At 63.4% G+C, this 21364-nt stretch carries 21 protein-coding genes; 9 read left to right on the top strand and 12 right to left on the bottom strand.

Annotated features, from left to right (window positions below; all coding sequences use genetic code 11):
- Positions 1–3 precede the first annotated feature (3 nt).
- Genes ABWK72_RS07040 through ABWK72_RS07030 form a run of 3 tightly spaced genes read left to right on the top strand, consistent with a single transcriptional unit; the run spans position 4 to position 5227 of the window.
- Entirely contained in the window at positions 4–2364 is a 2361-nt protein-coding gene (locus tag ABWK72_RS07040; RefSeq protein WP_367874081.1) for a serine hydrolase, read from the top strand.
- Positions 2365–2414: 50 nt separating this feature from the next.
- Entirely contained in the window at positions 2415–2990 is a 576-nt protein-coding gene (locus ABWK72_RS07035; protein WP_367874080.1) for an ECF-type sigma factor, read from the top strand.
- Complete coding sequence (locus ABWK72_RS07030; protein ID WP_367874079.1) at positions 2987–5227, top strand: serine/threonine-protein kinase; 2241 nt, start codon at positions 2987–2989, stop codon at positions 5225–5227. Before ABWK72_RS07035 ends, ABWK72_RS07030 begins: the two co-directional genes overlap by 4 nt.
- Before the next feature lie 9 nt (positions 5228–5236).
- Here the strand turns inward: ABWK72_RS07030 and ABWK72_RS07025 are convergent, their stop codons facing one another.
- Entirely contained in the window at positions 5237–6271 is a 1035-nt protein-coding gene (locus ABWK72_RS07025) for an agmatine/peptidylarginine deiminase (RefSeq protein WP_367874078.1), read from the bottom strand.
- 152 nt (positions 6272–6423) lie between these two features.
- Between ABWK72_RS07025 and ABWK72_RS07020 the strand changes: the two genes are divergently transcribed.
- On the top strand, positions 6424–7518 hold the full coding sequence (locus ABWK72_RS07020) for a hypothetical protein (protein WP_367874077.1): 1095 nt from the start codon (positions 6424–6426) through the stop codon (positions 7516–7518).
- A 97-nt stretch (positions 7519–7615) separates the two neighbouring features.
- Complete coding sequence (locus ABWK72_RS07015) at positions 7616–8821, top strand: metallophosphoesterase (protein ID WP_367874076.1); 1206 nt, start codon at positions 7616–7618, stop codon at positions 8819–8821.
- A 4-nt stretch (positions 8822–8825) separates the two neighbouring features.
- On the opposite strand, the gene ABWK72_RS07010 is transcribed toward ABWK72_RS07015, so the two are convergent.
- The 4 genes from ABWK72_RS07010 to ABWK72_RS06995 all read right to left on the bottom strand — a co-directional run bounded on the left by ABWK72_RS07010 (position 8826) and on the right by ABWK72_RS06995 (position 12849).
- Positions 8826–9215, bottom strand: coding sequence for a DMT family protein (locus ABWK72_RS07010; RefSeq protein WP_367874075.1), 390 nt, complete (start codon positions 9213–9215; stop codon positions 8826–8828).
- A gap of 31 nt (positions 9216–9246) precedes the next feature.
- Positions 9247–11121 carry a matrixin family metalloprotease gene (locus ABWK72_RS07005; RefSeq protein ID WP_367874074.1) on the bottom strand — a complete coding sequence of 625 codons (1875 nt, stop codon included), beginning with the start codon at positions 11119–11121 and terminating at the stop codon, positions 9247–9249.
- 215 nt (positions 11122–11336) lie between these two features.
- Positions 11337–12290, bottom strand: coding sequence for a DMT family transporter (locus ABWK72_RS07000; protein ID WP_367874073.1), 954 nt, complete (start codon positions 12288–12290; stop codon positions 11337–11339).
- 22 nt (positions 12291–12312) lie between these two features.
- The gene (locus tag ABWK72_RS06995) at positions 12313–12849 is read right to left on the bottom strand and encodes a Uma2 family endonuclease (protein WP_367874072.1); all 537 of its coding nucleotides are present in this window, start codon (positions 12847–12849) and stop codon (positions 12313–12315) included.
- 88 nt (positions 12850–12937) lie between these two features.
- Here ABWK72_RS06995 and ABWK72_RS06990 point away from each other — a divergent pair, with 88 nt between their 5' ends.
- Positions 12938–13201 carry a hypothetical protein gene (locus tag ABWK72_RS06990; RefSeq protein WP_367874071.1) on the top strand — a complete coding sequence of 88 codons (264 nt, stop codon included), beginning with the start codon at positions 12938–12940 and terminating at the stop codon, positions 13199–13201.
- Positions 13202–13207: 6 nt separating this feature from the next.
- Here ABWK72_RS06990 and ABWK72_RS06985 read toward each other — a convergent pair whose 3' ends face one another.
- Complete coding sequence (locus ABWK72_RS06985) at positions 13208–14077, bottom strand: GNAT family N-acetyltransferase (RefSeq protein ID WP_367874070.1); 870 nt, start codon at positions 14075–14077, stop codon at positions 13208–13210.
- A complete protein-coding gene (locus ABWK72_RS06980; protein WP_367874069.1) occupies positions 14074–14466 on the bottom strand; it encodes a VOC family protein in 393 nt (130 codons plus the stop codon). Before ABWK72_RS06980 ends, ABWK72_RS06985 begins: the two co-directional genes overlap by 4 nt.
- Before the next feature lie 99 nt (positions 14467–14565).
- Between ABWK72_RS06980 and ABWK72_RS06975 the strand changes: the two genes are divergently transcribed.
- Together ABWK72_RS06975 and ABWK72_RS06970 are read left to right on the top strand one after the other, a co-directional pair.
- On the top strand, positions 14566–14790 hold the full coding sequence (locus ABWK72_RS06975; RefSeq protein ID WP_367874068.1) for a hypothetical protein: 225 nt from the start codon (positions 14566–14568) through the stop codon (positions 14788–14790).
- Positions 14769–15425: a nucleotidyl transferase AbiEii/AbiGii toxin family protein gene (locus ABWK72_RS06970; protein ID WP_367874067.1), complete on the top strand. Its 657-nt coding sequence runs from the start codon at positions 14769–14771 to the stop codon at positions 15423–15425. The genes ABWK72_RS06975 and ABWK72_RS06970 overlap by 22 nt, the downstream gene beginning before the upstream one ends.
- A 7-nt stretch (positions 15426–15432) precedes the next feature.
- On the opposite strand, the gene ABWK72_RS06965 is transcribed toward ABWK72_RS06970, so the two are convergent.
- A complete protein-coding gene (locus ABWK72_RS06965; RefSeq protein WP_367874066.1) occupies positions 15433–16290 on the bottom strand; it encodes a carbon-nitrogen hydrolase in 858 nt (285 codons plus the stop codon).
- A gap of 82 nt (positions 16291–16372) precedes the next feature.
- On the opposite strand from ABWK72_RS06965, the gene ABWK72_RS06960 reads away from it, so the two are divergent.
- A complete protein-coding gene (locus ABWK72_RS06960; protein ID WP_367874065.1) occupies positions 16373–17089 on the top strand; it encodes a protein-L-isoaspartate(D-aspartate) O-methyltransferase in 717 nt (238 codons plus the stop codon).
- On the opposite strand, the gene ABWK72_RS06955 is transcribed toward ABWK72_RS06960, so the two are convergent.
- From ABWK72_RS06955 to ABWK72_RS06940, 4 genes are all read right to left on the bottom strand, one after another.
- Complete coding sequence (locus ABWK72_RS06955; protein ID WP_367874064.1) at positions 17090–18064, bottom strand: D-2-hydroxyacid dehydrogenase; 975 nt, start codon at positions 18062–18064, stop codon at positions 17090–17092.
- A gap of 238 nt (positions 18065–18302) precedes the next feature.
- Positions 18303–20339, bottom strand: coding sequence for an ATP-dependent helicase (locus ABWK72_RS06950; RefSeq protein WP_367874063.1), 2037 nt, complete (start codon positions 20337–20339; stop codon positions 18303–18305).
- Between the two features lie 113 nt (positions 20340–20452).
- Positions 20453–20617: a type II toxin-antitoxin system HicB family antitoxin gene (locus ABWK72_RS06945; protein WP_367874062.1), complete on the bottom strand. Its 165-nt coding sequence runs from the start codon at positions 20615–20617 to the stop codon at positions 20453–20455.
- Between the two features lie 30 nt (positions 20618–20647).
- The gene (locus ABWK72_RS06940) at positions 20648–21355 is read right to left on the bottom strand and encodes an ABC transporter ATP-binding protein (RefSeq protein WP_367874061.1); all 708 of its coding nucleotides are present in this window, start codon (positions 21353–21355) and stop codon (positions 20648–20650) included.
- Positions 21356–21364 lie beyond the last annotated feature (9 nt).

Here is a 21364-nt window from a genome sequence, read left to right as displayed (position 1 = left end):
AACATGAAGCATCTTCTTCTCCTCCTGGTTTTCCTTTCCCCCCTCGGAAAACTGTCGGCGCGCGATCCCTGGGTCACTCTCACCGGGCTGACCGAAGATCAAGTGAACTCGCGCGTCGGCACCTTCTCCAACCATCAGCTCGACGTCGTGCCGGAGCAGATCAGCGGCTACGTCGATAACGGGAACGAGCGCTTTGCCGTGCTTTGGGGGCCGCGCCCGGATACTTATACCCGCCGCGTAATCCTTAGCCAGACGGAAGGCCAGCTGATCGCGATCAATGCCATGCTCCAGGAGGACGGCTGGAGGATGAACTGGATCAACGGCTATGCTGTGGACGGCACGCCGTTCTTCAATGCCATTTACCGCAAGACCAACGGCTCCCCCCAGGTCCTGAGGCTCGGGGATTCCCTGTCCCAACACCAGAGTGCGGACGCCAGCTTGGACAACGCCTATCTGGAGAACCTCAGCACCTACCGCGAAGGCAACTCGGTCCGCTATGCCGCGGTGTGGAATCAATCCGTCTTCCAACTCGCGGTCACGGTCTCCCACGAATTGACCGCGGAAGAACTGAATGCCGATGTCGTGTCCCGCCAGGGCAACTGGAGGCTCCACAATCTCTGCGGCTACACGATCCCCATCGTTCTCGCGGGACAGAGTCCGATCCGTTTCACAGCCGTCTGGAAGCAACCGAAACGCAATACCATTTGGGGCGTCATTCCTTCGATGACCAAGGAGAACTACCTCGCCACGGATTCCAACCAGGTCGGCGGGGGCTGGAGACCGGAATTCCTCCAGTTCTTCAACAAAGGGGAGGAAGTCGTCGTCAACGCGCAATGGGTTCCGAATGGCGGACTGAAGCAGTCCTATATCAACCGCATCGATACCCTGGTGCGCGATTCGATGGCGGCCGGGGAGATCCCCGCGGTGTCACTCGCGGTCTCCCGCCGCGGCAAGCTGGTCTTCAAGCGCGCCTACGGCTTCGCCGATACCGCGACCAACGAATGGGCAGGCACCGACCATCGCTACCGCGTGGCCAGCGTCTCGAAGGCGATCACCGGTGTCGCCGTCGTCCATGCCCTAGCGGGGCAGACCACATGGAATCTGAACAGCAAGGTCTTCGGCTCCGGAGCCTTGTTCGGCAATGACTACGGGACCGCCCCCTACAGCACCTTTGAGCAGGACATCAGCGTGAGGAATCTTCTTCACCATACCGCTGGCTGGACCGGCGAGGGCAAGCTCTGGTATGGCTCCGAGCCTGCCTGGGGCTCCCAGCACAAGCCGTTCATCGACTACCAGCTCCAGAATCTGAGCGTGACCCATGAACCCGGGACCATCGGCCGCTATTCGAATTTGGGATACACCATCGCCGCCCGGGTGGTGGAGAAGATCAGCGGCGATTCCTACGAGGCCTACACGCGGAACGAGATTTTCGCCCCCTGCGGGATCTCGCCCATCCTCGGGCCATTGGTCGGCGATCGGACCCGTGCGCAGAAGAAGCTCATGGAGGTGTCTTATTATCCGAATACCGCCGAGCCCGCGGACCCTGAAGTGGTCGATCCGCGTCGTATGGATGGCAGCACCGCATGGATCGCCCGCCCGGCGGATCTCCTGCTGCTGACACGCCGGGTCGATGGCGATCCCCGTCATGAAGACATCCTCAGTGCGGACCGTGTCACCGCCCTCCACACCCGCGGGAATCCGACTTCCTCCTCCGGCTACACTTGGCAGAACTACGGTCTCGGCTGGGGCTGCGATAACTATGCAAACCCGGGCTCATGGGGGCACAACGGAGGAATGGCCGGCACCCGCGCCGAGTTGGTCGCCCGGACGAATGACATCCACTACGCTTGGGTAGCCAATTCCGTCGGAAACGTCGATAACAGCGCGATCGAAGCGATCCTCAATGATGTGACCGCGAACAACGACTGGCCCGAAATCGACCTCTTCGGTAGCTATCATCCGGCCTACAATGCATGGCTGGCCGTGCACTTCACCGGCGTGGAGCGTAACCAGGGTCTCGATGCCGTGCTGCTCAGCCCGGATGCGGATCCCGATGGCGACCGTCTCCCCAATGCGGCGGAGTATTATCTCGGACTCGATCCCCGCGACCCGGACCGCTCGCCCTTCTCCACTGCCATCGTGAATGGGAACCTTCGGATCCGTTGGCAGCGGAAGACCGGGATCGAGGGTGCCACCGTCGCTCTCCAGACCGGCGGCAATCTCAGCACGTGGTCCGGCTTCTTGCAGCCGGAGATCGTGAACCGCCCCGACCTGGTTTCGCAGATCGGCTACGGCATCCAGGAAGTGCTGATTCCCATCAACCAGTCGCGGCGATTTGCACGATTTGATTTCAATGTCCGTTGAATGTCTACCCGGCTCTTGTCGCTGCCGGACCGTCGGGGTAAGGGTGGGAAATGGATGCACCGGCGGCGGAGTTGACTCGCCTCTTTCAAGAGATGGATGCCGGCTCGGAGAGCGCCCGTGAATCCATGTTGGCGGCCGTTTACGGGCAGCTCCGGAACATTGCGGCCGTTCGGATGGCGGATGAAGCCCCGGGACGCACCCTCCAGGCCACCGAGTTGGTGCACGAAGCGTGGCTCCGCCTCGGCGGACCGCAGGGCGGGGGAGCCGGCTGGAACAACCGCCGCCACTTCTTCTCTGCCGCCGCTACCGCGATGCGTAGGATCCTGATCGAGCATGCACGCCAGCGTGCCTCGCTCAAACGCGGCTCCGGCCACGAGGCCCTCACCATCGAGAGCGTGCTGGATCTTTCCGATGCCCCCGCCTCCGATCGCATCCTCGCGCTCGATGCCGCGCTCGCCGGCTTGGAGCACGAGGCCCCCGAGGCGCACCAGGTCGTCATGCTCCGCTTCTTCACCGGCCTCTCGGTAGCGGAGTGCGCTTCCGCCCTTGATTCCTCGGAGCGCACCGTCATGCGCCATTGGGCCTTCGCGAAGGCATGGCTCGCTCACCATTTGGAAAATGAATGAGCCTCTCCCCGGTCCAGCAATTGTTCCAAGAAGCCTTCGATCTTCCCGAAGAGGATCGGGAATCGTTTATTGATGAGGCCACGGACGACGAGTCGCTCCGCAGCCGCGTGCGGTCCCTCTTGGCGAGCGCGCGCCGCTCCCCTGGCTTCCTCGGCAGTCCGACCTTGGACTCGCAAGGAAATGCCGTTCCCGACCTCCAGCTTTGCGTGCTCGGTCCCGGGTCACGGATCGGCCCCTACGAGATTCTCCGGAAGCTCGGCTCCGGCGGTGGCGGCATCGTTTTCCTCGCCCGCCAGGAACAGCCGCTCCGGCGCGAGGTCTCGCTCAAGATCATGCGCAGTTCGCTGGACGACGATGAGCCGCGCTGGCGCTTCGAGATCGAGCGGAAGGCGATCGAGCGCATGGAGCATCCGGGCATCGCCCGCGTTCTCGATGCAGGGTTGACCGATGACGACCGTCCTTGGATCGCGATGGAGTATATCTCCGGCGAACCCATCACCACCTGGTGTGACGCCCACCGGCTTTCACTCGAAGATCGTGGCGCGTTGATGGCTTCTGTTTGCGACGCCGTGCATCATGCTCATCAGAAGGGCGTCCTTCACCGCGATCTCAAGCCGTCGAATGTCCTCGTCATGCGGACCTCGGACGGCTCGCCGCGGCCATGCCTGATCGACTTCGGCATTGCCCGGCTCAGCGATACCGGCGCGGATGCCAGCCAAACCCGCCCGGGACGCTTGCCCGGCACTCCCGCCTACATGAGCCCCGAGCAGATCGAGGGCCGGACGGACGCCCTGGATGCGCGCAGCGATATCTTCTCCCTCGGCGTGATCCTCTACGAGCTGCTCGTCGGCGCATCACCCTTCCGCGACCCGAATTCGGTCTCCCGGGAGGTAACCTTACCGGGACGGAGTACCCGCCTGTCCTCCGCTGAAGCCGTAGCGGATCTCGCCAAACAGCGTGGCCAAACTTCCCAAGCATGGAGGCGTGAGATACGCGGTGACCTTGCTCTGATCGCCTTGAAGTGCCTGCGCATCGATCCGCAGGAACGCTACGCCAGCGCGGATGCCCTGGGTGCCGACCTTCGTGCCTTCGTCGCGCATCTTCCGGTCACCGCGCACCGGCCCACGCTCCGCTATCTCGCCTCGCGCATGATCCGCCGTCATCCCGTCGCTTCGCTGTCGGCGGCTTCGGTCATGTTCCTGCTGGTCCTGTGCAGCCTGGCGATCCTTCACGCCCAGCGTCAGGCCGTGATCCAGCGCGAATTGGCCAGGGCCGAGCGCGCCCGGTCGGAGGATCTCTTCACCGGCTTCGCCCGTCTCATCGTGGCCGGAGATCCCGAGCACGGCCGTCCCCGCGACTATCCCCTCGGACAAGCGGTGATCGATTTCGCCCGGCACCTGCCCGGCGAGCTTACCCGGGATCCGAGGACGGAAGCCCGCGCGCGGCACACGCTTGCCCATGCGTTGCAAGGGATGGGGGAATCGGCGCAAGCCCGGCAGCAATTCGCCGCTTCGCTTGCCTTGCTGGACCGTTTGCCTCCCTCGGAAAGTGCGGACCTGCTACCCACGGTTCTGTTTGGAAACGCCATCTCGATTGCTCAAACGCAACCCGATCTCGCATCGCGGCAATTGATCCGCGCCGAGGAACTCCTGCGCGCCACCAAAGATCCGGACGATGCCTACATGCGCATCCGGGTTCTCTGCCAGCTCTCGGTGCTAGCGCACGATAAGGGGGATTTCGCGCAAGCCGGCTCGATGGCCGCGAACGCGCTTTCCTCGGCGGAGAAACTCAAGTCTGCCGATCCCGATCTGGTTGCCCGCTGCCTCTGGACCTTGGCCCGCGTCGAACGTTCGATGGGCCGGGTCCCGGAAGCACGTGCCCTTCAGGAGCGGCGAGCGGGTCTGCTCGCCTCAAAATACGGTGATGATTCGCCGCTGACATGGGATGCCCGCGCCGAACTCGCATCGCTCGATGTCACCGGGCCTGACCCGGATCTCCACCTTGCCACCTTGCGCGGCCTTTCGCAGAAGACGGAGGAGCACTTCGGGCCGAATCACTATCAGGCGCTCGCCCGATGGATCGACTATGCCCGCGCGCTCGCTTCCGTTGGCAGGCGTGAAGCCTCGATCGAGATCTACCGGGGAACCTTCCTGAAGGCAGAAGACCCCTCCTTCACCGACGCCGGCTCCCTCGCGAAATGGCGGGAGGAGTATGAGCGGCTCTTGGTGGAACCCTAGTCGGAGCCACTACGCCGGCTGCTGCTGCGAGATACAATGCAGCGTCCCGCCTTCCTCCACGAGATCGAGACAATCGATCCCCCGCACCTCGCGGTCGCCGAACCACTCCCGCAGCATCCCCAGCGCGCGGTCGTCGTTCTTCTTCTGGCGGAAGGTCGGCACCAGCACGCCATCGTTCACGATCAGGAAGTTCACGTACGATGCGGGTAGTACCGGCAGCCGCCACCCCGGAACCTCGCAGGCTTCCGGTAGGTGGATCTCCAGCACCTCGAAGCCCGGCTCGAAGTTCCTCAGGCGTTTCAGGTTCTCATCCAGCACCGCGTGGTTCGGCGAGCCGCGGTCCTTCTCCACGCAGGCCACGATCATGCCGGGATTGATGAAGCGGGCGAGGTCGTCGATGTGGCCATCCGTGTCGTCGCCCTCGATGCCCTGTCGCAGCCACAGGATGTCGCGCACGCCGAGGATGTCGCGCAGCCGCTTCTCGATCGACCCGCGCGATAGCTCGGGATTGCGGTTCGGATTGAGCAGCACGGCCTCGGTGGTGAGAAGCTGTCCCGCGCCGTTGATCTCGATCGCGCCGCCTTCCAGGATCATCCGGCCCTCGAAGCGCTTCATGCCGAGGCTGTCCGCGATCTGCCGCGGGATCGAGTCGTCCAGATCGTAGGGCGGGAACTTGCCGCCCCAGGCATTGAAGCCCCAGTCGCTGATCGCCACCTCGCCGGTATCCAGATGCTTGAGGAAAATCGGGCCGTGGTCGCGGCACCAGACGTCGTTGTGCGGGTGGTCGAAAAGCTGGACGCGCTCCGGCACCGCTTTCGCCTTGTTGCAGGCCGCGAGAATCTCCGCGTGCTCGGCTCCCGCGGCATTGATCCGCACCGTCTCGAACAGACTGATCGCCGCCGCGATCTCCGCGAACTTGGCCTTCATCAGGTCCTTCTTCACCCCGCCCCAGTGGCGCTCGTCATCGACCGGCCAGGACAGCCACACGGCCTCCTGCGGGGACCATTCGGCGGGCATCGCGTAGCGCTGTTCGGCGGGTGTCATGCGGCCCGCAGAAAAGCAGCATCGCGCTTGGCGAGGAAGCGGGAATGTGAAGGGGTCACGACATGATTCCGGCGGAACGCCAGATCTCCTCTTCATGAGAACTTCATCGTGATCGCATGGGATCCGGCAGAATACGGGCGTATCCTTTTTCCATGAAACGGATCGCCCTCGTGTTTTCGATCTTCGCGCTGCACGCGCGAGGCGCTCACCTTCACCTTCGCCAACGGATCGCCCTCGTGTTTTCGATCTTCGCGCTGCCTCTCTTCGCCCAAGACGAAGAAAAGGAGGAAGCCGGGCTCTTTGGAAAGGAAGCACCGCCACTTGCGGAAGTTCTGGCCAGCCTCCGACCCGATGAAACGCCGCCGGAACCGGTAACCTGGACCTCGCCCCAAGGTGCCATCGTCCTGCACGGCAATCTGCTCGGCGACGGGCGGCACCTCGCGGTGGTGGGCACGAATGCCACGTCGTTCGCCGTGGGCGACAAGAGCGGCTGGAAGCTCCTTTCCCGCCTGGAAGTCGAGCCGGCCTGGGTGCCGGCGGATAAGGCACCGGGCGAGGTTGGCTACTTCCGTTGGAATCCTCCGCAGCAGCCTTTCACGCTCAAGGATCTGAGCGGCGATGACATCCCCGAGGTCCTCGTCGTCATCGACAATGGCCACTCCCTTTCCGAATATGCAATTGCCGCGAAAAAGGGCGATGGCTTTGAGCTCCTTGCCGTCCGCTCGAAAGATGTCGAACCGGAGATTCGGTCGGGTTTGATGGCGGCGGTCACGGAAACCTCCGGTCACAAGTCGTGGTGGAGAGGCACCACCTTCTACCGCTGGGAGAATGGCGTCCCGCGCGAGACTGCTGCTTTCATTTGCGATGGAACCGATCCCGAGATCAGTCGTCACATCTTGGTCCGTTATGCCGCGGATAAGCCTCCGCGTGCTTACGAATTGAAGTGGGCGGATGGGGTTTGTATCCTGCGTCGCGGCCACTGGCAATCGGGTGTGACGATGGCGGATCTGGAGGATTTTGCGACCGTGAAGGTCTCCACGAATCCTGACGCGGATGACCTAGCGGCACTCAGCGCTGGATACGCCCTTCTCTTCGAGCGGATCACCGGGCTTCCCGGATGGATTTGCCTCGAAGCCCCCTACAATCGGGAGAATTACAAACCGCTGCTCGCAGACCTGAAACTCGTCGTGGAGGGCAGCCCGGAAGCCAAGGCTCTGCTGGAGAAGCGCACCGGCCCGACTCGATGAGCCGCGGGCTTGTCGATTCCGCCATCTCCCGTGGCATTTTCGCCGGATAGGCGATTTGAGCGTGAATCGGCCGTTTTCGTGACGTATTCAGACTCCAATGAAACGTCGTGGATTCCTCGGGAAAGTGGCGGGTGGTGCGGTGGCAGGAGCCGCGGTCGTCGTGCATGGCCAAGAGAAAGCGGCCCCGGTGCTCGCGGAAGCCGCTGGCCCGCTGGTGAAAACCCCCGCCGTCATCATGGCTCCCCAGGCCGATGGTGTCGAAGTGGTCTGGGCCGTCTCGAAGCTTGCCCGCGGCCATGTCGAGTGGAAGGGCGAGGACGGCAGCAGCGGCAGCGCCGGGGCCGACCGCTTCGGCTTCGTGCCGCAGGGCGATGAGATCCTGCGGGTCAAGGTCACCGGCCTCAAGCCGGGCGGAAGCTATCAGTTGCGCTCGGTGACCGACTCCAGCGACGGCAAGGATCGCATCGAAGGGCCGTGGAAGAAATTCCGCACGCTCGATCCCGCGGCCAAGGACACCCGCTTCGTGATCTGGAACGACACCCATCAGAACGACGAGACGATCAAGCGCCTGCACGAGGTCACCCCCGGTGGCGACTTTCTCCTGTGGAATGGCGATACCTGCAACGACTGGCACCAGGAAGACTGGCTCATTCCCACCCTGCTCCACCCCGGCGGGCAGGACGTGAGCCAGAACCGCCCGCTGCTGCTGGTATGGGGCAATCACGACGTGCGCGGCAAGTGGGCCTACCGCGTCCCCGAGATGGTCGCGACACCGGATGGCCGTCCCTTCTACGCCTTCCGCAGCGGCCCCGTGGCCGTGATCTGCCTGCACACCGGCGAGGACAAGCCGGACAATCACCCGAGCTTCGGCGGCCGCGTCGCCTTCGAGCCGCTACGCCGCGAGCAAGCGGAGTGGCTCAAGCAAGTGACCGCCCTCCCGGAGTTCCGGGATGCTCCCTACCGCGTGGTCTTCTGCCACATCCCGCTGCGCTGGACCAAGGAAGTGGCGGACGCCGGCTACGAAAAGGGCGGTTACGACGCCTTCAGCCGTTCCAGCCGCGAGGCCTGGCACGATGCGCTGGTGGCGTGGAAGGCGCAGATCCTGATCTCCGGCCACACCCACAGCCCGGCTTGGATCGAGGCGAACGAGCAGTTCCCCTATGCCCAACTCGTCGGCGGCGGCCCCAAGCCCGACCGCGCCACCTGGATCGAAGGCAAGGCGGATGCCAGCGCGCTTTCCTTCGTGATGAAGGACCTCGAAGGCAAAGTCATCCACGAGATCTCGCTGAAGCCGATGGCGTAGCCCCCTACTTCGCCGGCTGTTCCGCCACCACCTCGGCCTTCTTCGCCGGCATCCCGTCGCGGACGATGAAGAAGACCGCTCCCGCCATGCACAGCGCGGCGTATAGGTAGTTCCAGCTCAGCTTCTCCTTCAGGTAGAAGATCGCGAAGGGCGCGAAGACTGCCAGCGTGATCACTTCCTGGGTGATTTTCAATTGGGCCGCGCTCAGGCCGCCGGCGTAGCCGATCCGGTTCGCCGGCACCTGCAGTAGGTACTCGAAAAGTGCGATGCCCCACGACACCAGCGCGGCGATGATCCAGGGCTTCTCCCGCAGGTCCTTCAGGTGGGCATACCACGCGAAGGTCATGAAGATGTTCGAGAGGGTGAGGAGCGCGATGGTCTTCAACAGAGTCACGCGCTCCCGATAGGGCCGGGACGGCCGCCAATCAAGGCACCGGCACCGCGCGGTAGAAAATCTGTTGGACTCCCGCATCCTGCGGGACGTCAAAGACCACCGGTGCGGGGGCATTTGCGGTGCCGTAGAGGGCGCGATCAGTCCAAGTGGAGAGATCGGAGGATTCCTGGATGCGCACGGGAGCGTAGCGCACCGGGTTCAGGGTCACGGTGCGGCTCGCGTGATCGTAGCTGAGCAGGCGTCCCGGGCTTGCCCCGGAGACCGGACTGGTGCCCATGTTGAATTCCTGCCGGTTGGTCAGTCCGTCCCCGTCGGGATCGGAATCCGGGTGGGATCTTCCACCGGGCTCGGCCACGGTGTCGGAGCCGAAGTGGGTCTCCATCCAGTTGCGCGGCAGGCCGTCCGCGGGCCTGCGGTCGGAGGAAATCTCGATCACCCGGCAGAATGCAGCGCGCCCCGAGTTCACCCCGTCGCTAAGCTGGACATAGGCGAAGTCGTAGCGGGTGCCAGCGGCGATCTCCGCGTCGCTGAGGAGTGGGCCGGTAACGCTGTTGGTAGGCGCGTAGGCCAGCACCTTGGCGTCCGGCATCGTCCACTTGGCGGAATCGGACGAGCTTAAAATCGTGGCCGTCACCGGGCCATTGGCCTGAAGGTCGATGCCGGAGACATCGAAGCGGTTCACGCCGATCACGGCGGGCAGGGTGGCCGAGGCGGTCTTCGAGACGCAGTGGAAAAAGCGGTCCGGCAGGTAAGGCGGGGTCTCGTCGGGGTAGCCGAAGGCGATGCGGTCATTGTCGTAGATCTTGATGGCCGCGCCGCGACCGTCGTTCGACGCTTGATAGTACATCGTCGCGTTCTTGAGGATGGCGTCCGGTTCGTTCGGGGTCTCGCTGGAGTGTTCCAGGCCGAGGGCATGGCCCAACTCGTGGGTCAGCACCTGTTTGAACATCGCGATGTCGGCCATGACGCTGCTCTGATGGTCCAGGGCCGCGTAGCCATTGACGCGTTCCTGGAAGCCTTGGGTGCCCATGCTGCCGCCGGTGTGCATGGGCGCATTGTCGAAGAAGGTGCCACCACCAACTCCCAGCGCGTCGATCGGAACGGCATTGTAGGTGTCGTGGAGCTGGATCCGGATCGTGCCATCGTAGATCGGCAGTTGGTCGACCCGCTGGCCGAAGCTCTGGGTACCGGCGAATTTGAACTGGAGAGAGGATGCCGATGACCAGGTGCCGAGTGCCTCCGCCACCGCGGACAAGGCTCCCGCCGTGTCCATGCCGGGCGGGAGCTTCGCCGGATCCACATCGACGATATAGGGGATGGTCTGGCCGCCGTCACAGGCGGTGAAGCGGGAAATCAAGCCGCCGGACTCCATGTATCCGCTGGCGGTGACCGTGGACCCTGGAACGCCCGAGAAGCCTTGGTCCTGGACGGGCTTTAGCGGGTTCCGTTTAGCCAAAGGCATCCTTCCCTTGGCACCGGTCCGGAAGAACTCGCGCAGGCTCTTCTTCTCCGCTGGCGTGCCGGGATTGGCGTGCGTCTTGAAGGCGAGGGGAGCCAGGTCGCCCGCTGCGTTCCGGTTCAGATGCAGGATGTAGTCGTCGCCTTCTGTAAGATCGAGGCCCAGCGAAGAGAATTCGACCACGTTGCCGAGCTTGCCGCCAGGGGTGCGGAAGTCGATTCGCGCCGGTGCCTTGCCTTTGAGCGAATCGTTGAGCTGAGCCGTGTAGCGGGTGGAGATCCGGCCCGCAGGACCGGCAATATCCTCGCGTGAGGTGATCCGGTATTCGCCGATAGCCTGCGCGGCGGCTTGGGCTTCTTCGGCATCATGAGGGGCGCAGCAGCCGGCATCGAGGACCTGAGAGGACACGGTGAGCAGGCCGCCAATCGCAAGGGCGTGGTATTTCATGGGAGGTGCAGGTGTGTTTAACCCCCAATCCAATTCATAAATTTATAATATATGAAACACGAAACTACGATCTTGCAAATATTGCAGGATACTTAAGCTTATCGACGCCGCAAAATCGGACGTCATGATAGTTCCGGGCTTGCTATGCGGGACTTTTGCGCAGCCATCCGACACGGCGCTCGTATTTTCTTTGAAAAAGTCTCGGGCGGCCGACGTCACGGTGCCGGCGCGATCGCCGGCGGGTGCGGAGGGCGTTTCCACTGCATCAGGACATTCGCGGCCAGGATGAGCGAGCCTCCGTAGATCAAGGATCGGGTCAGGGATTCGTTCGGGTACGGGTGCCCCACCATCCGTCCCAGCATCACCGGCAGGAACATCACGAAGATCGCCGTGAACAGCGGCTCGGTGGTGTAGATCAGGCCCGCTTCCGTGGAGGAGACCCGCGGCTGCCAGCTATTCATCAGCCCGTAGGCTCCCACCGAGCACAGCAGCGCCAGCGCCAGGATCAGCGCGAAGGCCGGCCACGAGGCCCCGGCAGCGATCACCATCTCCGGGGCTGGTGCCAGCACCAGGCTCAGGGGGAGGAAGAGCACCGCGATCCACGCGCTCATCGCGAAGGTCACCACCAGGCCGCGGTTGCCCTCGTACTTCGGATTCTCCAAGGTGAGAATCTGGAAGGTGAAGATGAAAGCCGCCGCCAGTGTGGCCAGTTCTCCATCGCCGATTTTCAGGGTCTGGGGATTCACCCCGGCCAAGATGGCTCCGCCGGCCAAGACCATCACCGTGGCCACGATCACCCGCAAGGAAGGCGCGCTGCGCGTGCGCACGCAGGCGATCAGCGGCAGGATCACGCAATAGGCTTGGGTCAGGAAGGCGGAGGTCGAGGCCTCGGTTTTCGGCAGGCCCCATGCCTGCAAGGCCATGCCCAATCCGCCCCACAGGGCCAGCCAGGCACCCTGGATGATCTCGCTACGGGTCGGCCGCCGGTGGATGAGAACGGGCAGCATGATCAGTGCGGCTAGGCTGAAGCGCGCCGTCTGCAGCCACACCGCGAGAAAGCCATCCGGCAGCGGGCCGAGGCGGGCCGATTGCTCCAGCTCCAGTGCCTTGATCACGGGAAAGCTCACCGCCCACAGGGCGCAGGCGAGGATGAGGAGGAGCACGGGCATGACGCGGGATGCGCAGCCTCGCTCACTCCACCACCGCTGGGAAGTCCGGACAGAGCTCGGATTTTTCCACGGCTTCATCCGGCTGATTTTTCAGGAAGAAGAACATCCGGCCCTTGGTGTCGCAGAACCAGACTTCCCCGGCCCCGGCTTCGAAGAGCAAGGCGCGCTTCTCCTCCATCTCGGCGCGGGTATTGCCGGGAGACAGGACCTCCACGCAGATCTCGGGAGAGGTGAGGAGGATGTTCTCCTTCAAAGCGCTTTCAGCACGGAGATCCGAAAGCCAAACCACATCGACCCCGCGAACACCTCCCGAGGTCGAAACAGGACATTCCGCGAGCGCCCGGCCTCCTTTCTTCTTGGAGAGAAGAAGGAGGATCGCGCTCTGTCGGGACGAATGGCTGAAGCCAGGGGGAGGGCTCATGAGAATGTGACCGTGGGCATCGGACTCGACCCGACCCCCGACTTTCGCGAGCTGGGGATCCTCGCAGATCTCCTTCCAGCGTGCCAGATTGAAGGCATGCCGGTCGCCGATCTCGGGAAGATCCAGCCCCGCGTTCATGTCGGCATTCTAGCAATCTCCCGGGGGCAGCGCAATCTCCGCGCAATTTCCCTTTTGACAGCTTCCAACCCCCGCCTACCGGTGCGATATGGCTACCACTACCCCTGCCACCACCAATTCCTTCAGCATCCCCTCCCTCATCGCGATCGCGGCTGCCATCGGCAGTTTCACGACCGGCGCGGCTTGGGGGCTGGTCCTCGCCGTCATCGCCATCCTGTTCGGGATCCTTGGCGTGGTCATCTCGCTCTCGCCTGCCAAACGCGGCGGCGTTGTCAGCACCTTCGGCATCTTCGCCGGGGCCATCGGGATCATCGCCGCGATCATCAAGGGGATCATGTGGATGGCGAGTTAGCGCCGTTCATTCCTGGACGGGATGCTCCATCAGGAAATGGGTTTCGGTCTCCCCGCAGAGTTCGAAACCCATCCGCTCATAGAGACGCCGCGCCGGATTCACCTTCAGCACCTGTAGGCGCGCGGGAAGACTCTTGGCGCGGGCGAGTTCGATGAACTCGGTCACCAACACCGTGCCGATTCCCCGGTTCTGCCATGCCGGATGGATCTCGATGTTGCGCAGATAGAGCCTGTCTTCCTGATCCTCGACCGAGATCGCGCCGACCGGCTCGCCGTCCACCTCCAGGATCTCCATGACCGTGAAGTCGAAGAATTTCCGGAAGTTCTCCTCCTGCCACAGGCTCTCCCATCCCCAGGTCTGCTCAACGTAGTCGCGCATGGTGAGCACATGGAGCTCCCACAGGAATCCCAAGTCGGCATCCGTGGCAGCGCGCCTCAATAGTCCGGCGGGAAGCTTGCCCCATTCCATGAGCAAGTAGGGGCTGCCCTCGGCCTCGCCATGACCCGCGACGGTCCAGCCAAGGCGGCGGTAAAAATCGAGGGCCGCGGTGTTCGCCACGATGCACTTCAGCCGGAAGGGCCCCGGCATGCGGGACCGCAGGTCTTCCAGCAGCGCGCGGCCCGTGCCTGTTCCGCGATGCCCGTCCGCAACGAAGAGATGGTGCACGAAATTCTCCGCCTCCCACACCGAGAGGAAACCGGTGACTTCGGCATCGCCATCTTCCGCCACGCGGATCGCTTCGCCCGCGGTCTGCTCCGCGAAGTCTTCCAGGCGGAAGCTCGCGTGATCCTGCCAAGTGAAGATATCCCGCCGGCCTTGCAGATAGATCCTCGCAAGCACCGGCAGATCGGCATCGATGGCAGCGCGGATCTTCATTCGCCCCTCACCACCTGGCCGAAGCCGACGTCATGCCCGTCCAGATCCTGGATGCCGAATTCGCGGCAACCGTAGGGCTGATCGCAGGGCCCGTAGTCGATGTTCGCGCCCTTCGCCGCGAACTCCGCGTGCAGCGCATCCGCGTCATCCACCCAGAAGTACGCATTCCATAGTTTGTCGCTCACGGTCCACAGCGGGACGATGTGCGCCGGATCGTCCGCCTGCTTCAGCATGAGATACATCCCATCGCGGTGCAGGATCACGAAGTGCGGCGGATCGCCATAGAAGCGGTCGTAGCCGAAGCCCATCGTATCGCGGTAGTGGTTCGCCGCCGCCATTACGTCGCGGACCAGGAAGACCGGAGCGCTCGCCGTTAGTTTTGCAGGCATGGCTTCCACCTATCAATCCGCCCCCGCGGAGTCAAAGCCGCGCCATGTCCTCGCACAACAAAGGTTTCCCCCCGCGCCCGCCCGTGCTAGATTCCCGCCATGGAAGGCATCGAGGTGATCGAAACCGAATGGGGCAGCCCGCTCCACCGGGAGTTGATCGCCCATAAGGCGGCATTGCGTGCTGAATGGATGAAGTCGCCTGAGGCAGCGGAAGAGGGGCGGCGGATGCTAGATGCTCCGAAACTTGAATGGGAACGGATGATCCAACCGCGTCCACGCCGAAAGAAAATCCCGATCTACACATGGCAAAGACAGTCTCGCTAGCGGATTTTGCCGGTATCGTGGCTGAAACTGCAAAGGCGGCGGAAGGGGAATTCGTCGTTATCGGTGGCTTGGCCGTGGGCGCATGGGCTCAGTATTTCGATATACACACTGGCGGCCCGATATTTAGCAAAGATATCGACCTGAGAGGCAGCCGGCTCGTAGCCCAGTCAATGGCTCAGGGCATGCGTTTGCGGGGAGCGAAGATCAAGGGTTTCGTGGCTGCAAAAAGAAAGGAGCCGGCGGGCATGGGAATGAACTTCGTGGTTCCTCTAGACCTTGCTGATGGTCGAAGCACGGTCATCGAAGTCCTCGAAGCCCTTCCGTGGGTTGATGATGGGCCTGACCGTCCCTATGGCTTCGGTGTCATGATCGAGGGCATCCCGCTGCTCGATCCTCTTTCCCTCTTCATCGGCAAGCTCCACGCCTGGCACCACCGCGACGACCCCGAGAAAACCAGTAACGACCGGATCCACCTCGAATTGCTCGGCGAGATCATCCCGAAGTTCATCGTGGAGGCCACGGGCCGCGGAGTCGACACGCTGGAACGCTGCGACGCTCTGAAAGCGATTCTCGCCGCTCATCGCACGCCCCTCAACGAGCAAGCGATGCAAAGCTTGGCCGAATCCCTCGCCTGACCCCGCCTCAAGCCCGCCACCGCTTCACCAGATCCCCGTAGGCATCGATCCGGCGGTCGCGGAAGAACGGCCAGATGCGGCGGAAGTCCTCCACCTTCTGGAAGTCCAGGTCGTGATACAGGATCTCCTCGTTCTCCGTGGAAGCCTTCGCCACCAGCTCGCCATACGGGTTCGCCACGAAGGACCGGCCCCAGAATTCGGTCTCGCCTTCCGTGCCCGTGCGGTTCACCGCCGCGAGGTAGCAGCCATTGGCCACCGCATGTCCGCGCTGCACCGTTTCCCACGCGCAATGCTGGGCATCGCCCAACTCCGGCTTCTCTTCGGGCAGCCAGCCGATCGCGGTGGGATAGACCAGTACCTGTGCGCCGCCGAGCGCCATCAGCCGCGCCGCCTCCGGATACCACTGGTCCCAGCAGATCAGCACCCCGATCTTGCCGAACTTCGTGTCCCACACCGGCCAACCGGTGTCGCCGGGCGTGAAGTAGAACTTCTCCTCGAATGCCGGATCCTGCGGGATGTGGCTCTTCCGGTAGAGTCCTAGCAGAACGCCGTTCGCATCGTGGATCGTTGCCGTGTTGTGATACAATCCCGGGCCGCGGTGCTCGAAGAGCGATGACACCAGCACCACCCCGCATTCGCGCGCGATCTGTCCCAGCCGGTCCGTCAGCGGGCCGGGCAGGGGGTCGGCCAGATCGAAGAACTCCGGATTTTCCACCGTGCAAAAATACGGCGTCAGGAAGAGTTCCTGCGTCACCACGATGTTCGCGCCGTTCTCCGCAGCCTTGCGGATCAAGGTTTCGTGGTGAGCGAAGGCTTCGTCCTTGGTGGCGAATCCTTTCGACTGGAGCAGGGCGAGGCGGGGCATGCCACAGAGCAAAAACCGGGACTTCGCCGCGGGCAAGGCAGGAAGCAGTGGCGCGCGCAGCAGACCGGCGTACCGTTCTCAAATGAAAGCCTTCACTTCAGGACTCGCCGCCGCCGTCGGACTGGTGGCAACCGCTTGCGGACAGGAAGTTGTGGAGCCGCCTGAAACGGTCGTTCAGCGCAATCGCATGGTCACCGAGCAGATCGAGCGCCGCGGCGTCACCGATTCCCGAGTGCTTGCCGCCATGCGGAAAGTTCCCCGTCAGGAATTCATGCCGGTGGACATCCGCGATACCGCCTACGACGACCGCGCGATCGGCATCGGTTACGGCCAGACGATTTCGCAGCCCTACGTCGTCGCCTTCATGACCCAATCGCTCGGCCTTAAACCGGAGCACCGGGTGTTGGAAATCGGCACCGGCAGTGGCTATCAGACCGCCATCCTCGCCGAGCTGGTGAAGGAAGTCTACACCATCGAGATCGTCGAGGCCCTCGGTAAAAGCTCGGCCGCCACCTTGGCCCGCCTGAGGTATGAAAACGTTCAGGCCCGCACCGGCGATGGCTTCCGTGGCTGGCCCGAGGCCGCGCCTTTCGACGCCATCATCGTCACCTGCGCGCCCGATGCCGTGCCGCAGCCGCTCGTCGATCAATTGGCGGAAGGCGGTAGCATGATCATCCCGGTCGGCCCGCGGGGCGAACCGCAGAATCTGGTGCTCCTCAAGAAGAGCGGCGGGAAGGTCGAGCAGCGCAAGACCCTGCCCGTTACATTCGTGCCGATGACGGGGGAGGCGGGGAAGTAGTCAGATCACCCGATTCACCAGCTCCTCGCCCTTTTGATATCGGGTGAAATTGTCGAGGAAGTGCTGGATCAGCACCCGGCTCTCCCCGCCTTGTCCGCCCGCGGTGTGCGGTGTGATGTAGCAGTTCTCGAAAGTCCACAGCGGATGCCCGTCGGGGAGGGGCTCCGGATCGGTGACGTCGAGCCAAGCCGCACCGAGATGCCCGGAGGCAAGCACCGCGGCGAGCGCATCCTGATCCACGGTCGTGCCGCGCCCGATGTTGTGGAAGATAGCGCCCTCCTTCATCTGAGCGAAGCGCTCGGCACCGAACCACTTCACGGAAGCGGCGTTGTCCGGCAGGATATTGATCACGTGATCCGCGGTGGCGAGTGCGGCGGTGACTTCGTCCGGCCCGATGGTGCGGACCTTCTCGTCACCCCGCGGCGCGCGGCGCATCGCGGTGATTTCCATCCGGAAGGGCGCGAGCAATTCGACCAATCGTTCCGCAATCGCCCCGTAGCCGACAATCAGAAGCGACTGCCCCTGAAGCAGGCGGCTATCGCGGCGAATCGCCAGCCACTCCGGAGCACCGTTCGCACAACGCGTCGCGAGCGAGCGCGGAAGCTGGCGGGCATTCGCGAGCATGAAGGCGAGCACGTGCTCGGCACAGGGATCGTCGTAGACGTGCGAGCTGTTGGTCACGGGGATCCCGCGGGCCTGCATCGCCGTGCGGAATTCCGGCGTGTCGTAGCGCGTGAAGCCGGCGGTGCTGACCTGCAGCCACTTGAGCTTCGAGGATGTGAGCACGGCATCGGTCCGCGGTTGACCGAGCACGACATCCGCCTCCTGCATCAGCGGATCGGTCGGGATGTCGGAAAGGACGTTGGCACCGGTGGGTGCCGGCACCCGCAACTCGTGGGGGGCGATGCTCTCGCGCAGCCAGTCGATGAGTTCCGGCGCGGCCTGCAGATCGGTGAATACCTTCAGCGTGGACATGGCCCGACCTTCCATGGCGGCAGGGGAGGGGGCAAGCGCGTTGCTGCCGCGTCGGTGCTTGGAAGCCCCAACTGGCTATCGGGAAACCACGTCGGGAGGTAGCGCGGCTCTCCAGAGCCGCGTATGGGGAAGTGTAGGAACGGGATTGATGCCGCTAAATTTGGGTGGATGTTCCCGTGTGACATAGATGGCCTCTGGGGAGACTGCCACAGTCGCGGCTCGGGAGAGCCGCGCTACTTCAAAACGGATCATCCGGATTGCCCCACTCCGGCCGGATGTTCCACTCTTCCACCAGGCTTCGCGGGAAGTCGTCCAGAAACCGCGATGGGCGCTGGAGGATGTCGCCGGTATACGACTTCGGGTTGATCAGCGGGTAGCTGAGATACAGCTCGTCCTTCGCCCGCGTGATCGCCACGTAGAAAAGCCGCCGCTCTTCCTCCAGTTGGTCCGGATCGTCGGATTCGAGGATCCGCCCGTTCGGGAATTGCCCGTCGGCCAGCCAGATCACGAAAACAACCTTCCATTCGAGGCCCTTCGCCTGGTGGATCGAGGACAGCGTCACCTTCTCGTCGTCCTTCTCCGCTTTGTCGCCGGTGGGCTCGCCATCGGCGGAGCTGAGCAGGGAAAGCTGGGAGAGGAATTCCAGCACGTCATCGAAGTTCCCGCCGTATGCCATCAATTGCTCCAGGTCGCTACGGCGGTTCTCGTAGTTGTCGTAGGTCGCGCGCAGGTGGTCGTCATACATCCCCTCCAGCACGCTGAAGACCATGTCGGAGGGACGGGCAAAAGTGCCGCCGGGCGTCAGTTCATCCAGGATGTAGCCGAATTGCTCCCAATGCTTCGCCGCCTTCTTCGGCGGCTTGAGCTTGGATAGCACCTCGCTCCACTCGGGGAGCTCGTCCGTCTCCGCCCAGCCGCTGGCCAGCCAATCGCGCCAAAGCTTCTCCGCACTCCCGGCCCCGAGGCCCGGCATTAGCAGCGCGATCCGCTTGAAGCAGGTCTCGTCCCGCCGGTTCGTTACGAAACGCAGGAAGGCCGCCACGTCCTTGATGTGCGCCTGCTCGAAGAAGCGCAGCCCGCTGGTGATGGCGAAGGGAATTCCGCGCGCCGTCAGCTCAAGCTGGATCTCCAGCGATTGGAAGTGCGCGCGGTAGAGCACCGCCATCTCCTCAAGCTCGATCCCTTCGTCGCGCAGCTCCAGCATCCGTTGGGCGACGAATGCTGCCTGGGTCGCGGGATCTTCCAGCGGCACCAGCGCCGGCTTCACCCCGAGCACCGGCCGCGACGAGCGCAGGTCCTTGTCGAAGCGGGCCGTGTTCGCGCGGATTGCTGCGTTCGAGAGATCCAGGATCTCCGGCACGCTGCGGTAATTGATCTCAATCTTATGGACTTGGCAGCCCGGATGCCGTTCGGGGAAGGACAGGATATTGCCCATGTCCGCGCCGCGCCACGAGTAGATCGACTGCGCGTCGTCGCCCACCGCCATCACGCTCGCTCCGCCGCCGGCCAGCAGGTCGATCAGCTCGCTCTGCACCGCATTCGTGTCCTGATACTCGTCCACCAGGATGTGGCGGAAGCGCTTGCGGTAGAGCCCGAGCAGGTCTTCGTCCTGCTTGAGGAGCTTCAGCGTCATCACCAGCAGGTCGTCGAAATCCATCGAGTTCGTGTCCAGCTTGCGCTTCACGTAGCCCGCCTGCGCCGCGTGGATCTCCTTCTCCCACTCGTCGAAGTAAGGGTAGCGGACCCGGATCACATCGTCCAGGGACTCGCGCGTGTTCTCGACCAGGCTGAAGATCGTCGCCAGCACCTCCGCCTTCGGAAAACGGCGCTGCTTTGTATCGATATTCAGCGCGGCCACCACCCCTGTCAGCAGTGATTTCTGGTCGTCGCGATCGAGGATCGAGAAGGACTTGGTGAATCCCAGCACCTCGGCATGGCGGCGCAGGATGCGGTTGCCGATCGAGTGGAAGGTCCCGCTCCACAATGCGGTGACATCGTGCGGGACGAGATGGCGCACCCGCTCGCTCATCTCCCGCGCCGCCTTGTTGGTGAAGGTCAGCAGCAGGATGTTCCGCGCCTCGACATTCTGATCCAGCAGGTAGGCCACCCGGTAGGTCAGGGTACGCGTTTTGCCCGAGCCCGCTCCCGCGATAACGAGAGCTGCCCCCGGCGGAGAAGTGACGGCGGCATACTGCTCGTCATTCAGCTCCGCCCGGTAGTCGATCCCCGAGGAAGGTCCGGCCGTATGCCGGTGCAGCGTGTATTCGCGCGCCATGTGCGGGCCAGCTTCGCGGATTTGGCGGCGGGATCAAGGGTGGCGCACGAGTTCCGCGTGCGAAATAAGGAGGGCGGATACTCCTGTCCGCCGTGTGGTCCGGGATGGACCGCTTATGCGGCCGCATTCCTTACCCGATCCGCCAGAATCCGCAGCACCAGAGCTTCAACCCTTGCGACCGCTTCCGGTTTGGTGGTGCCATAGACCATGGCGCCCGGAATCGCGGGAATTTCCGCAATCCAGCGTCCGTCTTCCTCCTGTTCGACTTCTACGGTCACGGCTCCATCTTAGCGGAGGGTGGGGCAATCTCAAGCCCCCAGATAAGCCTCCTGCACCCGCGGATTTGCCTTCAGCTCCGCGGACGGCCCCTCCAGCAGGATCGAACCGGTCTCCAGCACATAGCCGTAGCTGGAGACATCCAGCGCCAGATTCGCATTTTGCTCCACCAGTAGAATCGTCAGACCCTGCTCGCGGTTGATCTCCACGATCCGTTCGAAGATCGCCTTCACCAGCAGCGGCGCGATCCCCAGCGAGGGCTCGTCCAGCATCAGGAACTTCGGATTCCCCAGCAGCGCGCGGGCGATCGCCAGCATCTGCTGCTCGCCGCCGGACATCGTCCCCGCCGCCTGGTTCTCGCGTTCTCTCAGGCGCGGGAAAAGGTGGAACACGTAGTCCGTTTGCTTCGCGATCCACGCCTTGTCACGCTGGAGGTATGCCCCCATCGCGAGGTTCTCCTTCACCGTCAAGTTCGCGAAGACCATCCGCCCTTCCGGCACGTGGCACAGGCTGCGCGACACAATCTTGTGAGGTGCGAGCCCGGTGATTTCCTGCCCCTCGTAAACGATGGATCCCGCACTGGTTTTCACCAGCCCGGACAAGGCACGCAGTGTCGTCGATTTCCCCGCACCGTTCGCCCCGATGAGCGTGACAATGCTACCCTGCGGCACCTTGAGCGATACGCCATGCAGCGCCTTGATAGCGCCGTACGAAACATGCAGGTCTTTTACTTCGAGCATCGTCGTTTC

The organism is Luteolibacter sp. Populi, from assembly GCF_040801775.1.
Lineage (GTDB): Bacteria > Verrucomicrobiota > Verrucomicrobiia > Verrucomicrobiales > Akkermansiaceae > Haloferula.
This window is presented reverse-complemented; position numbering and strand designations above follow the sequence as displayed.